This window comes from Streptomyces sp. WY228 (assembly GCF_019287315.1).
GTDB lineage: Bacteria > Actinomycetota > Actinomycetes > Streptomycetales > Streptomycetaceae > Streptomyces > Streptomyces caviscabies.
The window spans coordinates 3,878,038-3,893,466 of sequence record NZ_CP079114.1; the positions used below are offsets into that span (position 1 = coordinate 3,878,038).

Below are 15,429 nucleotides of genomic sequence, written 5' to 3' on the forward strand. Positions count from 1 at the left end.
GCCTGACGAAGAACGTTCGCCCTACCGCCCTGCTTCACTGCGGCAGGGCGAACTCGCACCAGACCGCCTTGCCGCCGCCCGGTGTGCGCCGGCTGCCCCATGAAGTGGCGATCGAGGCGATGATCGAGATGCCGCGTCCCGCCTCGTCCGCCGGTTCGGCCTGACGGCGGCGCGGCAGGTGGTCGTCGCCGTCGGTGACCTCGATGATCAGCCGGCGGTCCGTACGACGCAGTCCCAGGCGCATCGGAGGGGTGCCGTGCTGGAGGGAGTTCGCGACGAGCTCGCTGGTGGCGAGGACGCCCAGGTCGCGGAGCTCGACCGGGAAGCGCCAGGAGGTCAGGACCCCGGTGGCGAAGGCGCGGGCGCGCGGGGCGGCCTCGATGCCGCCGAGGAGGTCGAGCGCGGCGTTGTGGAACAGCTCCGCGTTCGGTCCCGTACGGGCGGGGTGCTGGACCACCAGGACCGCCACGTCGTCGTCGTGCTCGGCGGTCACGCCCAGGGAGCGGATCAGCCGGTCGCACACCACCTGGGGTGATCCTTTGGCGCCGGAGAGGGCGCGGGCCAGGGAGGCGACGCCCTCGTCGATGTCCTCGCTGCGCCGTTCGACCAGGCCGTCCGTATAGAGGACCGCGGTGGAGCCGGGCGGCAGCGCGATGGTGCCCGAGGTGTGGACCCAGCCGCCGGTGCCGAGCGGGGGGCCGGTGGGGTCGGCGGCGCGGTGGACCGTGCCGTCCTCGTCGCAGACGAGGATCGGGAGGTGTCCGGCGGAGGCGTAGACGAGCTGCCCCTCGTTCGGATCGTGGACGGCGTAGACGCAGGTCGCGATCTGGCTGGCGTCGATCTCGGCGGCGAGGATGTCCAGCAGCTGGATCACCTCGTGCGGCGGGAGGTCGAGCCGGGCGTAGGCGCGGACGGCGGTGCGGAGCTGGCCCATCACGGCGGCGGCCCGGACGCCGCGGCCCATCACATCGCCGATGACCAGGGCGGTGCGGCCCGCGCCGAGGGTGATGACGTCGTACCAGTCGCCGCCGACCGCGGCGTCGGTTCCGCCGGGCTGGTAGGTGGCGGCGATGCGGAGGTCGTCGGGCTGTTCCAGCTCCTGCGGGAGGAGGGAGCGCTGGAGGGTGACGGCCGTTTCGCGGTGGCGGCGCTCGCTGGTGCGCAGGCGTTCGGCGGCTTCGGCGTGGTCGGTGACGTCGGCGGCGTAGACGAGGACGCCGCCCTCCTTCTTGGCGTCCGCCTTGGCGTCGCCCCTGTCGGGCTCCTTGCCCTCCTTCTCCTCCGCGCTGTCCCAGGCGGCGACCGGGGTGCAGGTCACGGTGTACGAGCCGCCCTCGGCGGTCCTGCGGGACTTGACCGTACGGGCGGTGCCGCTGCGCAGGACCTGGTCGAGCAGGGGGAGCACGCTGAGCTGGGCGAGCTCGGGCAGGGCCTCGGCCGCGGGGACGCCGGACGGGCGGGGGCCGAACGCGGCCTCGTACGCGTCGTTGACGTAGGCGACGCGGTGGTCCGCGCCGTGCAGCAGGGCGACGGGGGCGGGGAGCCGGCCGAGGATCTCGCGGGCGGAGAGGTCGTCGAGGGCGGGCCCGGGCAGGGCCTCGGTCGGGGCGGGTCCGGAAGGCGCCGGGGAGGCGTCGTCCGGCGGGGCGGGCGAGCCCTCCGGCCGGGCGTACTCGGCTCGGGCCGCCGGCACGGCGCTGCGGTCGTCCCGCGCGGCGGCTCGGCGCTGCGTTCCGGGAAGGCGGGCGCTCCAACGCGTGAAGTTCACGGTATTTCTGGCCTCGTGTGTCGGTCTGGTCCGCTCGGGCGGGCTGCTTCTTCTGCCGTTTCTTCGGGCATGTTCGGGGCTCCGGGGGCCGTACCCCCGGGAAGGCGCAGCCGGGCCTCGTCGTGCTGGTGGTGCGTCGCCGCAGGTCACTGTCGGTCACTGCCCGTCGGGTCACTCTGTGCAGGCGTGGGCCCACCTATGGTCACACGTCCAGTGTGACCGACCGTACTGACAGTCGCCGCCCTGCCCGCCCGTCAGCTGTCCGCCGGATGTCCGTCAGCTGTCCGTCCGGCGGTCGTCCGGCGGTTCTTCCGGGCCCTTCGGGCGGCCCGGTCCGGGGATCCCCGGGGTGCCGGAGCCGCCGCCCGCCGCGAGTTCGAACTCGGCGCGGGGGTGTTCCAGCGAACCGAGCGAGACGATCTCGCGTTTGAAGAGTCCGGACAGGGTCCATTCGGCAAGGACGCGCGCCTTCCGGTTGAACGTCGGCACCCGGCTGAGGTGGTACGTACGGTGCATCAGCCAGGCGGGGTAGCCCTTGAGCTTGCGACCGTAGACGTGGGCGACGCCTTTGTGCAGCCCCAGGGAGGCGACCGATCCGGCGTACGCGTGCCGGTACTCCTTGATCGGGCGGCCGTCGATCGAGGCGAGGACGTTGTCGGCGAGGACCTTCGCCTGGCGCACCGCGTGCTGGGCGTTGGGGGCGGTCTCGCGGCCCGGTTCGGAGGCGGTCAGATCGGGTACGGCGGCGGCGTCGCCGGCGGCCCAGGCGTGCGGGACGCCCTCGACGCCGAGGCCGGCGGTACAGCGGAGCCGTCCGCGTTCGGTGAGGGGCAGGTCGGTGGCGGCCAGCAGCGGGGCCGGTTTGACGCCCGCGGTCCATACGAGGGTGCGGGTGGGGAAGCGGGAGCCGTCGCTGAGGACGGCGACGCGGTCCTCGCAGGTGTCGAGGCGGGTGTCGAGGCGTACGTCGATGTTCCGGCCGCGCAGCTCGCCGATGGCGTACGTGCCCATGGCCTCGCCGACCTCGGGGAGGATGCGCCCGGAGGCCTCGACCAGGATCCATTTCAGGTCGGCCGGCTTGATGTTGTGGTAGTAACGCGCCGTGTAGCGGGCCATGTCCTCCAGTTCGGCCAGCGCCTCCACGCCCGCGTAGCCGCCGCCGACGAAGACGAAGGTCAGCGCGGCGTCGCGGATCGCGGGATCGCGGGTGGCGGAGGCGATGTCCATCTGTTCGATGACGTGGTTGCGCAGCCCGATGGCCTCCTCGACGGTCTTGAAACCGATGCCGAACTCGGCGAGGCCGGGGACGGGCAGGGTGCGCGACACGGATCCGGGGGCGATGACGATCTCGTCGTACCCGATCTCCAGGGCTCCGGTGCCGTCCTCGCCGGTGGCGAGGGTGGTGACGGTCGCGGTCCGTTTGCTGTGGTCGACGCGCTGCGCCTCGCCGATGACGATGGTGCAGTCCTTCAGGACGCGGCGCAGCGGCACGACGACATGGCGGGGCGAGATCGAGCCGGCGGCCGCTTCGGGGAGGAAGGGCTGGTACGTCATGTACGGCTCGGGCGTGACGACCACGATCTCGGCGTCGCCGCTCCTCAGTCTCTGCTTCAACTTCCGTTGGAGACGCAGCGCTGTGTACATCCCGACGTAGCCGCCGCCGACGACGAGAATGCGCACACCTGGCCGGGTGCCGGGGGTCGTCCCCCGGGAATCTGGAGCCATCACCACCCCATGACGCAACGGAGTCAGTGGTTTGTCCACAGGCCCGGCAAATTGTGTGACTGGCGGATGCTCAACGGCACTCGGGGCCCGCGGGTGGCGGAAAACGACAGCGGTGCAGGTCAGGCGCTACGCACGAGGGAGGCAGAAGGGCGAAGTTCCGGCGCCGATCGGATCTTGGTCCGATCGAGGGGCGCCCCATGCGGAACTACCCCCTTCTGAATTGACGCGGGCTCAACTATGTTCGTAACCCGTCGGGGTGTCGGGTGCGGATTTCGTTGTGCTCCGCTCCCCGTCTGAAACGGCGGGAAGTCTCCGGGGGGAGACGTCATAACCGGGGGAAGTTATGCATATTCAGGATACGCATGGCCAGGCTGCGCTCTCGCGCGCGTCCGAGGACCACGGACGCCTCGGCTCCGTGGGTGCGCTCGGCGTCATGAGCTCGGCGGACGCCGTTCGCTCGGCGGCCGCGGTGAGTGCCGCGGCGCTGAGTTCGGCCGGTGCCGGACAGGCCCCGAACGGGGCGACGACGGGAGCCGCGGGCGCGCCGCGCTCGGCTCCGCTGCGCGTGGACGCGCAGCGCAATCTGGAGCACGTGCTGCGCGCGGCGCGTGAGGTGTTCGGAGAGCTGGGTTACGGCGCTCCGATGGAGGATGTGGCACGTCGCGCGCGCGTCGGCGTGGGCACCGTCTACCGACGGTTCCCGAGCAAGGACGTGCTGGTACGACGGATAGCCGAGGAGGAGACCTCCCGGCTGACCGAGCAGGCGCGTACGGCGCTGGGGCAGGAGGAGAAGCCCTGGTCGGCGCTCTCCCGCTTCCTGCGTACGTCCGTGGCGTCGGGTGCGGGCAGGCTGCTGCCGCCGCAGGTGCTGCGGGTCGGGGTCGACGGGGAGGAGCCGGGCGCACCGGCGGCTTCCGGGGCGGCTTCGGCGTCGGGCGCGGTGGACGAGACGCGGGTTCCGCAGCAGCGGCAGGGAGTGGGCCAGGACGACTTCCGCGTCGTCGGCCCGCGGTCCGGGAGCGGCGACGAGCTCGACGGCCTCGGTGAGGACTCGGGCGCGGTCGAGCTGCTGGAGGTCGTGGGGCAGCTGGTGGACCGGGCACGGGACTCCGGTGAGCTGCGTCGGGATGTGACGGTGGCCGATGTGCTGCTGGTCATCGCGACGGCGGCTCCTTCGCTGCCGGACGCCGCTCAGCAGGCCGCGGCTTCGGCCCGGTTGCTGGACATCCTGCTGGAGGGGCTGCGGTCGCGGCCTGCGTGACGCAGCCGTCCGCCCGTCCGTCTGTCCGCGTCCGTCCGTGTCCGTCCGTCCGTGTCCGCCCGGTCCGTCCGGCTGTCGACAGGGGCGGGCGCGGACGGGCGGGGATCGGGTGCCGGGAGACGAATCGACGGGGTCTCATTCCCCGAAAGAAGGTTCTCCAGTACTCGTATTCGGGAAAACGCCCCGGATGAGTGGTTGGCAGGACTGAGATGCCAACGCGATTGAGCCATGTGGCAGTCTTGGCCGGTATTCGGGTCCGAGGGTGTATACGGGGGCTTCCGCGATGAGCGGTAACGAGCAGCAGGAAGAGCCGCTCGGCGAGATCGCTGCGGCCGACAGGGACACGAAGGCGGACGGGCTGTCCGCCGGGCAGGTGCCGAACCAGGCTGTACGCGGCTCGTCGGACGGTGAGGCCGAGGGCGGCACCGTCCTGCCCGGCCCGTGGCCCGCCCGCGCCGAGGAGGACGCCTCCGGCGGTGCCGGCGCGCCGGCGGTTCCGCAGCAGCGCGCGGGCCGCAGCGGGGCCCCCGAGGCCGGTCTCTCCGACGCCCGGCTGATCGAGGACATGCGGGCGGGCGACGACCAGGCCTACGAGGAGCTGTTCCGGCGGCACTCGGGCGCCGTGCTCCGTTACGCCCGCAGCTGCTGCCGGGACGCGCACACCGCCGACGACCTGACGGCCGAGGTGTTCGCGCGCACGCTCCAGGCCGTACGGGGCGGCAAGGGGCCGACGGAAGCGGTCCGGGCCTATCTGATGACCGCCGTCCGCCATGTCGCCGCCGCCTGGACCAAGAGCGCCAAGCGGGAGCATCTGGTCGACGACTTCGCGGTGTTCGCCGCCCAGGCCTCCCGCTCCTCGGAGGTCTCCGACGACGACACCCTCGAACTCGGCGCCGACGTCCTGGCGATGCACGAGGCCGAGCAGACGATGGCGATGCAGGCGTTCCGGAGCCTCCCGGAGCGCTGGCAGGCGGTCCTGTGGCACACCACGGTGGAGGAGGAGTCGCCGAGCGAGATCGCCCCGCTGTTCGGCCTCACCGCCAACGCCACCGCCGTCCTGGCCAGCCGCGCCCGCGAAGGACTCAAGCAGGCGTATCTCCAGGCCCATGTCAGCCAGGCGCTGACCACCGGCGGGGACTGCGCGCAGTACGCCGACCGGCTCGGCGCCCACGCCCGGGGCGGGCTGCGGACCCGGGCCGAACGCGGGCTGCGCAAGCACCTCGACGAGTGCGCCAAGTGCCGGGTGGCCGCGGGCGAGCTGGACCATGTGAACGCCGGGATCCCGGCGCTGCTGCCCGTCGCGGTCATCGGCTGGTTCGCCGCCGGGTATTCGCTCAAGGCCGCGGGCATCGTGGCCGGCGGTGCGGCCGGGGCCGCCGGAGCGGGAGCCGCCGCGGCGGCCACCGGCTCCGGTTCCACCGGTGGCGCCGCCGGAGGCGCCGCGGCCTCCGAGGGGCTCGGTGCGCCCGCCAAGGCCGGGATCGCCGCCGCCGTGGCCGTGGCCGTGGCCGGTCTGGTGTGGGCGCTCGTCGGCGACGACCAGCCGAAGCCGGAGCCCAAGCCGGTCGCGAAGCCGCCGGCCGTGGCGCCCGCGGTGCCGACGCCGGAGCCTCCGCCGTCCCCCGAGCCGGCGCCGAAGCCTCCGGCCGCCCCCGCACCGCCCGCGCCCCCGGCGCCGTCCCCGAAGCCCACGCCGACGCCGAGCCCCACGCCCTCCCCGGAGCCGCCGCCGAAGCCCGCGCCCCCGGCGCCGAGCTCGCCGCCGTCCCCGAAGCCGACGCCCGAGCCGCCGAAGCCCACACCGCCGCCGCCCGCGCCGGAGGTGTACCAGGTCAGCGAGCTGGCGTACTCCGTGTTCGGCGACCACTCCGAGCCGGAAGTGGCGATGGGGCAGAGCAGTTGGGTCTGGCAGCGGTCGAACGTGTCGATCGCCTCCACCCGTTACGCGCACGGGGTGACCGTGCACGCCCGCTCCTCGGTGACCATCGAGCTGAACCGGCCGTGCACGCGCTACGAGGCCATGGTCGGGGTGGACGATCTGACGCCGCTGCTCGGCGCGGTGCGCTTCTCGGTGTTCAACGGGAACGGCGCGCGGCTCTGGCGCTCCCCGGTGATGAAGAGCGGCGAGCCCGCCGTCCCGGTGAGCGTGAACATCGCCGGGCAGTCCTCGATCCGCCTCGTGGTGGAGCCGGAGACCCCGATGGGCGGGGTGGCCCTGGCGGACTGGGCGGATTCCCGGATCAGCTGCTCCTGAGGCTGCCGGGACCGGAGGCTCCCGGGGACCGGTGCCCGGTCTCTTCCGGTCTCTTCCGGTCAGGGCTGGAGCGTGCGCCGGGCGGGGATCACACCGCCCGCGACCGCGCGCTGGCGCGGGGCGGCGGTGCCCGTCCAGCAGGTGCCGCGGCGGGTCACCAGGCGGCGCAGCCACAGTTCGGTGGAGGCCAGGTCCGCCAGACCGTCCAGCGGCAGCGGTTCGCCCTCGGAGGCGGCGCGCAGGGCCTTGCGGACCACCCGGGCCTCGACCAGTCCCGCGTCGGCCAGCAGCGGGGCGTCGAACAGCGCCATCAGGTCGGGCAGCGCGGTGCGCAGGCCGGTCCGGGTGACGGCGGTGGAGGTGGCCTGGGAGGGCGCACCCCAGCCGGGCGGCAGATCGTGGATGCCCGCCCCGCCGAGCACCCGGCGCAGGATCGCGGCCCGTGCGCCGGGCTGGACGCGCAGCGACTCGGGCAGCGCGCGGGCCGCCCTGACCACCTGGTTGTCGAGGAACGGGGCGTGCAGGCGCTGGCTGCGGATCTCCGCGGCCTGCTCCAGGATCCGGTGGTCGGCGGCCCCCCGGGCGAGCGCGGCGCGGGCCCGGGCCTCCCCCGGGCGCTGTACGGAGGTGGGTCGGATCGCCGCCTCCTGGAGACGAACCGATACTTCGGCCAGCGCCTCCCCCGTCAGCCAGCGCGCCGCGGGCCCCGGGCGCGACCAGGCGAGGGCGGCGAGCGAGGCGTCGGCGGGGGTGGCGAGGTCGGGGGCGTGACGGTTGGCGTCGGGGAGGAGCCCGGCGGCGGACTCCAGGCCGGTGCGGTAGGACGTACGGGCCAGCCGGCGGGCGGCGCGGTAGACCGTCAGCGGGACGAACAGCGAGTGCGCGGTGGGGCCTTCGGCCTTGGTGAGGGCGGCGACGGGGCGCAGGAGGTGGCGTCTGCGCCGGTCCATCAGGAGGTCGGCGAGGCGGGCCGGGTGCGCGTCCAGGACCTGCCGGGCCCCGGATCCGACGAGGTGGTCGGCGCTGCCCGCGGAGAGCCGGCGGCGGTGGCGGTCGGCCAGGACGAGCGAGGGGGCCGGTTCGTCGGTCAGGGTGACGGTCTCCAGCCCGGAGTACGGCAGGGCCTCTTCGCCCGCCGCGACGACCACATGGTGCAGGCGCGGGTTGGCGGCGATGGCGCGGGCCCGCTCCATCTCGTCCTCGTTGCCGCGGGTGGTGAGGTCGTTGAAGGTGACGGCGAGCAGCCGCTCGCCGGCGCCGGTGCCGTGGCCGAGGAGGGTGCCGGGCAGTCCGGGCAGCCCGGAGGCGAGCAGGGCGAGGGTGGCCGACGCGCTGCCTCCGGAGAGGTCGGCGCCGATGCCCGCCACCGGTCCGCCCCGGGCGGCGCGCCGGTCGGCGGGGCCCATGCCGGGGACGGGCCCAGGGTCCTGCGGCAGGTTCTCCGGCGCGTGGCGCGGGGCCGTGAGCCGGGCGCGTACGGCTTCGACGAGCGCGTCCCGTACGCCCTCCACGGCGTGCACCGGGTCGGCCTGGGGTGCGGCGACGGCGAGCGAGGCGACGGCTTCGTACCCGGTGATCTCCCGCGAGCCCTCCCGCAGGATCAGCGCGTGGCCCGGCGGGACGCGCTTCACGCCGACGTAGGGCGTGCCGTCGCCGAGCGCCTCGGGCGTCTCCGGGCAGGCGAGCAGGGCGGCGAGGTGCCCGATGTCGAGCTGGGCCTCGATGAGGTCGGCGAGCGGCAGGGCGGCGGTGGCGTAGGCGGTGCCGTTGGCCCAGGGGGTGTGGAAGACCGGCCGGGCGCCGGCCAGGTCGCCCGCGACGGTGATGCGGCGGCCGATCTGCACGACGGCGGTGTAACTGCCGGGCCAGGCGGTGAGATGGCGCATCGCGCCGCCGCGCGCGGCGAGGAGTCCGACGCGCAGCTGCTCGTCGGTGGCGCCGCAGCAGCCGAGGACCGCGAGGCGTGCGGTGGGCGCCCCTTCGGGAGTCGCGACGCCGATGACGCGGATCTCGTCGGGGCGCCAGTCGCCGACCGCCCACAACGGATCCGGGTCGCCCCACAGGAGTTGGGAGCCCACGGGGTGAACCGTGCGCCCCTCTCCGCCGTTTCCGACGGCGCCGACGGTGCCGAAGCTCGCGGCGATACTGCTCCATCCCACCAACCAACGCATCGCCGCCTCCACAGGCTGTGGACAAACGGCGCACGAGATGAGCGAGAACGCCGCTGCGGGACATGCTGCCACGACAATGCCGCAGGAGAGGGTGTACGGGCGGCGCACGCCGGAAGAGCATGCGCCCCTGGCAAAGGCCCGACGCGACCTTCACCGGGACGACAGCAACGGAAGTGCGGGTTCCGGGAGTTGCGGAGGTCGGGCCGTCCGGTCTCCGCGCCGCCCCGGCCCGTCCCCGTGGAAGGGGAAGGGCCGGCGCCGCCCGGAAACAGCGGCGATATCCGGCCATAGTCGGACCGTTGGCCAGACCCTCACCGGACCGTCGCTATTCGGCCATTCTCTCGAAGCGCCACCACGCGCGCATACCGTGCCGCGCCCCCCTGGCGACCCCTCCACGCACAGTCCGGGAGGTGGGCCTCACCTCCCGGACCGGTCCGCCGCCCGCGGGGAATGGAGCGGCGGTTTCCCCCAGCCCACTGAGTCCAGTGCAGCGGGCCGACCCACGCGGTACCCAGCCAAGCGTCACGGCGACGGCCGGGCCAGAGCGCACGGCCGGGCGCACGGCCACACGCCGGGAGCACGCCGCACCCCGGCCCGCGCACCCGCGCCCGGACGGCCCGGACCGCCCGCACGGACAACAATCCCGCCATCCGGACGTCTGCCCCTTAACGGTAGGGATAGGGAGAACTACGCTGTGTTTACTGGTGTTCTCGACAGGGGGGCATATTCCTCGGGGCTCGGCCACATGCGTGTGCAGGCGGAGTACGAGGGTTCGAACCTGGGGAGGCATCGGTACGAATGCCGCGCGCCGTCCTCGGTGACGCGGCGGCTGTCTGTGTGTCGAGGGGTGGCGCATGTCCAGGGAGCAACGCGGGCCGAACGAGAAGCTCGGCACGGTTCTCGCCCTCGCGGGAATCAGTAACGCCGGGCTCGCCCGGCGGGTCAACGACCTCGGAGCACAGCGCGGTCTGACACTTCGCTACGACAAGACCTCGGTGGCCCGGTGGGTCGCCAAGGGGATGGTGCCGCAGGGCGCGGCGCCGCATCTCATCGCGGCGGCGATCGGGGCCAAGCTCGGCCGGCCGGTCCCGCTGCACGAGATCGGCCTCGCCGACGCGGACCCGGCCCCGGAGGTCGGCCTCGCCTTCCCCCGGGACGTGGGCGAGGCGGTCCGGTCGGCGACCGAGCTGTACCGGCTGGATCTGGCCGGGCGGCGGGGCGGCGGCGGGATCTGGCAGTCCCTGGCGGGATCGTTCTCGGTGAGCGCGTACGCGACACCCGCCTCCCGCTGGCTGATAACCCCCGCCGATCCGTCGGTGGCCCGGGACCCGACGGCGGCGCAGGCGGCGATCCTCGGAGCACGCGGCGGCGCCCCCGACGGGCCGTCCGGTCCGGCGGCCCGCGGCGCCCAGGGCGCACCGGACGCCCGGGGCGCACAGATCCTCCACACTCCCGGCGGCGCACCCGGCGCGGCCGGCTCCGTTCCCGTACAGCCGGGCCCGGAGACCGCGGCGGACGCCTCGCCGCTGCGGGTCGGCCACAGCGATGTGTCGAAGCTGCGCGAGGCGGCCCAGGACGCCCGGCGGTGGGACTCCAAGTACGGCGGCGGCGACTGGCGTTCCTCCATGGTTCCCGAGTGCTTACGCGTCGACGCCGCGCCTCTGCTCCTCGGCTCGTACACCGACGAGGTCGGCCGGGCCCTGTTCGGCGCGTCCGCCGAGCTGACCCGGCTGGCCGGCTGGATGGCCTTCGACACCGGCCAGCAGGAAGCCGCTCAGCGCTACTACATCCAGGCCCTGCGCCTGGCCCGCGCCGCCGCCGACGTACCGCTCGGCGGCTATGTCCTCGCCTCGATGTCCCTCCAGGCGACCTACCGCGGCTTCGCCGACGAAGGCGTCGACCTCGCCCAGGCCGCCGTCGAGCGCAACCGCGGCCTCGCCACCGCCCGCACCATGAGCTTCTTCCGGCTGGTGGAGGCCCGCGCCCATGCGAAGGCGGGCGACGCACCGGCCGCGGGGGCCGCGCTCAAGGGCGCCGAGAGCTGGCTGGAGCGGTCCCGTGCGGGCGACTCCGACCCGCCCTGGCTCGGTTTCTACGGCTACGACCGGTTCGCCGCCGACGCCGCCGAGTGCTACCGGGACCTGAAGGCCCCCCGCCAGGTGCGGCGCTTCACCGAGCAGGCGCTGTCCCGGCCGACCGAGGAGTTCGTCCGCAGCCACGGACTGCGGCTCGTCGTCTCCGCCGTCGCCGAGCTGGAGTCGGGCAATCTGGACGCGGCCTGCGCGGCGGGCACCCGCGCGGTGGAGGTCGCGGGCCGGATCTCCTCGGCCCGCACCACGGAGTACGTGCGCGATCTGCTGCACCGCCTGGAGCCGTACGGGGACGAGCCCCGCGTCGCCGAGCTGCGGGAGCGGGCCCGCCCGCTGCTGGTCACCCAGGCCTGAGACCCGGACGCACACTCCGCCCACCGGGCCGGTGCCGGGCGGAATGTGCGCCACGCCCTGCCCATCTCGGGTTTGAGCCGGTTGTCAGTGGGTCAGTGCACTATCGGGGTGGGAGGTGGCGTGATGATGACGCACGCGGCGTACGACTGCGATGTGCTGGTGATCGGCGGCGGGATCGTCGGTCTGTCGACCGCGTATGCGCTCACCCGGGCGGCTCCGGGCACCCGGGTCACGGTCCTGGAGAAGGAGCGCGGCCCCGCCCGCCACCAGACCGGCCGCAACAGCGGCGTGATCCACAGCGGCATCTACTACCGCCCCGGCTCCCTCAAGGCCCGGTACGCGCTGCGCGGCTCCGCCGAGCTGGCGGACTTCTGCGCGGAGCACTCCATCGCGCACGCCACCACCGGCAAGCTGATCGTCGCCACCGAGCGCTCCGAGCTGCCCCGGCTGCACGGCCTGGTGCAGCGCGGCCGTGAGCACGGACTGCCCGTGCGGGAGCTGGGCCCGGCCCAGATCGCGGAGTACGAACCGGAGGTCCGGGGTCTGGCGGCGATCCGGGTCGGCACGACGGGCGTCTGCGACTTCACCGCCGTGGCCACCCGCTTCGCGACCGAGGTCACCGCGGCGGGCGGCATCGTGCGGTACGGCGCGGAGGTCACCGCGATAGACCGGCGCCCCTGGGGCGTCGCGGTGCGCACCGCGGACGGCCTGGTCGTCCGGGCCCGGGTGCTGGTCAACTGCGCCGGGCTGCACTGCGACCGGGTGGCCCGCCTCGCCGGGGACGACCCGGGAGTGCGGATCGTGCCGTTCCGGGGCGAGTACTACGCGCTGGCCCGCCCCGAGCTGGTGCGCGGTCTGGTCTACCCGGTGCCGGATCCGGCGTTCCCCTTCCTCGGCGTCCACCTCACCCGGGGCTTCGACGGCTCCGTCCACGTCGGTCCGAACGCGGTGCCCGCCCTGGCCCGCGAGGGCTACACCTGGCCGCAGGTCCGCCCCGCCGAACTGCTGTCCACGCTGAGCTGGCCGGGCACCTGGCAGATCGCCCGCCGCCACTGGCGGTACGGAGCGGGCGAGGTGCACCGCTCGCTGTCCCGGTCCGCGTTCACCCGGGCCGTCCAGCGACTGCTGCCCGCCGTCACCGAGGAGGACCTGCGCCCGTCGCCCGCCGGGGTCCGGGCCCAGGCGGTGCTGAAGGACGGCACGCTGGTCGACGACTTCCTGATCCGCGAGGCCCCGCACACCGTGCATGTGCTCAATGCCCCGTCGCCCGCCGCGACGGCGTGCCTGCCCATCGGACGGGAGGTGGCGCGGCTCGCGCTGCGCCGGGCTCGGGAGACGGGGTGGAGGCCGCCCGCCGTAGAATCCGGTCATTGTGTCTGAGCAGCCCCTGAACCCCACGCCCGCCGAGGCCCCCGACGACGCCGGGACGTCCGCGACCGGCTCCACGGCCGCCGACGCCGTGACCGACGAAGCCGGGGCCACCGGCTCCACGGCCGACGAAGCCGCCGCGCTGCGGGCCGCCTCCTTCGAGCGCGCCCGCCGACTGCGTATGGAGCCCCGTTTCCCCGGCGGCCCCGCCGCCGACCCGGCCGGCTCGCACCACGAGCGCCGGATCCGCAGCTTCCAGCCGCGCCGCAGCCGGGTCACCACCGGCCAGCAGGAGTCCCTGGAGCGGCTGTGGCCGAAGTGGGGCCTGGACATCGACGGCAAGCGGGTCCTGGACCTGACCGAGCTGTTCGACGGGCTGCCCGTGGTCCTGGAGATCGGCTTCGGCATGGGCGAGGCCACCGCGCAGATGGCCGCCGACGACCCGGGCACCGGCATCCTCGCGGTCGACGTCCACACCCCCGGCCAGGGCAATCTGCTGGGCCTCGCGGACCGGGCGGGCTCGACCAACGTACGGGTGGCGAACGGCGACGCGATCATCCTGCTCCGCGAGATGCTGGCCCCCGAGTCGCTGGACGGCCTGCGGGTCTACTTCCCCGACCCGTGGCCCAAGGCCCGGCACCACAAGCGGCGCCTCATCCAGCCCGAGTTCCTGGACCTGGTGGCCCCGGTCCTGAAGCCCGGCGCGATCGTCCACTGCGCGACCGACTGGGAGCCGTACGCCGAGCAGATGCTGGAGGTGCTCACCGCGCACCCCCGCTTCGCGAACACCGCGGCCGACGGCGGCTACGCCCCGCGTCCCGCGTTCCGGCCGCTCACCCGCTTCGAGGGGCAGGGCCTGGACAAGGGCCACGTCGTCCACGACCTGCTGTTCGCCCGCGTCTGACCCAGGGCGGTGCGCGACGGCGTACGGCCATGTCCTGGCCGGATGCGCCGTCGCCGGGTGTCGGTGCTCCTCGTTAGGGTCGAGAGGTGTCCGACCCTTCCGTGCGGTATCAGCAGGCGCGGCCCGCCGTCCCGGTCCTCCACGAGCAGCGGCTCGATGAGGTCCTGGGCGCCGCGCCGGAGCGTGGCCAGTGGCGTTACCGGCCGCGCCGGGTCGGCATGGTGTGGCGCAGCAAGGTGTTCCGCGCCGGTGCCGTGATCGTGGCGCTCGTGCTGTGCGGGCTGGTGATCCTGGCCCTCGTCCGCGAACAGACCGGGCCGGAGGGGTTCCTCGTCGGTCTCGGCCTGGCGGTGCTGCCGGTGCCGCTCCTGATGGCCGCCTTCCGCTGGCTGGACCGGGTCGAGCCGGGCCCCTGGCGGAATCTGATCTTCTCCTTCGCCTGGGGCGCGTGCGCCGCCGCGCTGGTCGCGATCATCGCCAACTCCTTCGCGACGCGCTGGATAGCCACCGCGACGGCCGACCCGGCGGGCGCCGACACCCTGGGGGCGACGGTGATCGCCCCGGTCGTCGAGGAGAGCGCGAAGGCGGCGGCCGTGCTGCTGATCTTCCTGTTCCGCAGACGGGAGTTCGGCGGGGTGGTGGACGGGATCGTCGTCGCCGGGTTCACCGCGACGGGCTTCGCGTTCACCGAGAACATCCTCTATCTGGGCAACGCCTTCGGCGAGGACCAGCAGCTGGGCAGCTCCGGGTTCGCCTCGGTGACGGCGGGGACGTTCTTCGTACGGATCGTGATGTCGCCGTTCGCGCACCCCCTGTTCACGGTCCTCACCGGCCTCGGCTTCGGCTTCGCGGCCGTCAGCGCCCGCCGCCACCGGGGTCGCCGGATCGCCCTGCCGGTGCTGGGCCTGCTGCTGGCGATGGGGCTGCACGCCCTGTGGAACGGCTCGTCGGCCTTCGGCCCGTACGGCTTCTACGCGGTGTACGGCATCGTCATGGTCCCGGCGTTCGGCCTGGTGACCTGGCTGGCGATCTGGTCACGCCAGCGCGAGCTGCGCACCCTGGCGGCCGAGCTGCCCGCGTACGCGGCGGCCGGCTGGCTCACTCCCGCCGAACCGACGGCGCTCTCCTCCATGCGGGCCCGGGGCATGGCCCGCGACCTGGCCCGCCACTGGCAGCAGGACCGGACCCGGGGCCGGGCGGCGGCCCGCGCGGTCGCGGAGTACGAGTCGTTCGCGACCTCCCTGGCCGGCCTGCGCCGCCGGGCCCGCCACGGCGCGGTGGGCCCGGACTTCGGCGCCCGCGAGCGGGAGCTGCTGCACCACCTCTGGCAACGCCGCGACATCGCCGCCCCGGCCCTCACCCACGCGGCCCGCCTCACGTCCCACCGCCCGCCGGCCCACCACCGGCCGCCGCCGTACGGAAACGGGTACGGGTACGGAAACGGGCATGGATACGGCTACGGCGGCCCGGTCCCGCAGCAGCCGTACAGCGGCCCACCGCACAGCCACCGCCGGCCGCCGCAGTAGGGGTTCCG

9 protein-coding genes are annotated in these 15,429 nt (G+C 74.3%); 6 read left to right on the forward strand and 3 right to left on the reverse strand.

Features of this window, described 5'->3' with window-relative positions; translation table 11 throughout:
• Positions 1 to 34: 34 nt before the first annotated feature.
• Both KV381_RS16960 and KV381_RS16965 read right to left on the reverse strand, forming a co-directional pair.
• Positions 35 to 1,768 carry a SpoIIE family protein phosphatase gene (locus KV381_RS16960; protein ID WP_218785554.1) on the reverse strand — a complete coding sequence of 578 codons (1,734 nt, stop codon included), beginning with the start codon at positions 1,766 to 1,768 and terminating at the stop codon, positions 35 to 37.
• 276 nt (positions 1,769 to 2,044) lie between these two features.
• A complete protein-coding gene (locus KV381_RS16965; RefSeq protein ID WP_268998449.1) occupies positions 2,045 to 3,493 on the reverse strand; it encodes an NAD(P)/FAD-dependent oxidoreductase in 1,449 nt (482 codons plus the stop codon).
• A gap of 343 nt (positions 3,494 to 3,836) precedes the next feature.
• On the opposite strand from KV381_RS16965, the gene KV381_RS16970 reads away from it, so the two are divergent.
• Together KV381_RS16970 and KV381_RS16975 are read left to right on the forward strand one after the other, a co-directional pair.
• Complete coding sequence (locus KV381_RS16970; protein WP_103538937.1) at positions 3,837 to 4,754, forward strand: TetR/AcrR family transcriptional regulator; 918 nt, start codon at positions 3,837 to 3,839, stop codon at positions 4,752 to 4,754.
• A gap of 283 nt (positions 4,755 to 5,037) precedes the next feature.
• Positions 5,038 to 7,008 carry a sigma-70 family RNA polymerase sigma factor gene (locus tag KV381_RS16975; protein WP_193464653.1) on the forward strand — a complete coding sequence of 657 codons (1,971 nt, stop codon included), beginning with the start codon at positions 5,038 to 5,040 and terminating at the stop codon, positions 7,006 to 7,008.
• A 59-nt stretch (positions 7,009 to 7,067) separates the two neighbouring features.
• On the opposite strand, the gene KV381_RS16980 is transcribed toward KV381_RS16975, so the two are convergent.
• Positions 7,068 to 9,179 carry an asparagine synthase-related protein gene (locus KV381_RS16980; RefSeq protein ID WP_030633502.1) on the reverse strand — a complete coding sequence of 704 codons (2,112 nt, stop codon included), beginning with the start codon at positions 9,177 to 9,179 and terminating at the stop codon, positions 7,068 to 7,070.
• A gap of 854 nt (positions 9,180 to 10,033) precedes the next feature.
• Here KV381_RS16980 and KV381_RS16985 point away from each other — a divergent pair.
• The 4 genes from KV381_RS16985 to KV381_RS17000 all read left to right on the forward strand — a co-directional run bounded on the left by KV381_RS16985 (position 10,034) and on the right by KV381_RS17000 (position 15,421).
• Positions 10,034 to 11,623, forward strand: coding sequence for a hypothetical protein (locus tag KV381_RS16985; RefSeq protein WP_030089103.1), 1,590 nt, complete (start codon positions 10,034 to 10,036; stop codon positions 11,621 to 11,623).
• 123 nt (positions 11,624 to 11,746) lie between these two features.
• On the forward strand, positions 11,747 to 13,003 hold the full coding sequence (gene lhgO, locus KV381_RS16990; RefSeq protein ID WP_030089105.1) for an L-2-hydroxyglutarate oxidase: 1,257 nt from the start codon (positions 11,747 to 11,749) through the stop codon (positions 13,001 to 13,003).
• A complete protein-coding gene (gene trmB / locus KV381_RS16995) occupies positions 12,996 to 13,895 on the forward strand; it encodes a tRNA (guanosine(46)-N7)-methyltransferase TrmB (protein ID WP_103537984.1) in 900 nt (299 codons plus the stop codon). Before lhgO ends, trmB begins: the two co-directional genes overlap by 8 nt.
• Positions 13,896 to 13,981: 86 nt before the next feature.
• Complete coding sequence (locus KV381_RS17000) at positions 13,982 to 15,421, forward strand: PrsW family intramembrane metalloprotease (RefSeq protein ID WP_218785556.1); 1,440 nt, start codon at positions 13,982 to 13,984, stop codon at positions 15,419 to 15,421.
• The last annotated feature ends 8 nt before the right edge of the window (positions 15,422 to 15,429 follow it).

Coding starts and splice junctions, on each gene's coding strand:
- KV381_RS16970 (WP_103538937.1), top strand. CDS start 3,837: ATGCATATTCAGGATACGCATGGCCAGGCTGCGCTCTCGCGCGCGTCC.
- KV381_RS16980 (WP_030633502.1), bottom strand. CDS start 9,179: ATGCGTTGGTTGGTGGGATGGAGCAGTATCGCCGCGAGCTTCGGCACC.
- KV381_RS16985 (WP_030089103.1), top strand. CDS start 10,034: ATGTCCAGGGAGCAACGCGGGCCGAACGAGAAGCTCGGCACGGTTCTC.
- KV381_RS16975 (WP_193464653.1), top strand. CDS start 5,038: ATGAGCGGTAACGAGCAGCAGGAAGAGCCGCTCGGCGAGATCGCTGCG.
- KV381_RS16965 (WP_268998449.1), bottom strand. CDS start 3,493: ATGGCTCCAGATTCCCGGGGGACGACCCCCGGCACCCGGCCAGGTGTG.
- lhgO (WP_030089105.1), top strand. CDS start 11,747: ATGATGACGCACGCGGCGTACGACTGCGATGTGCTGGTGATCGGCGGC.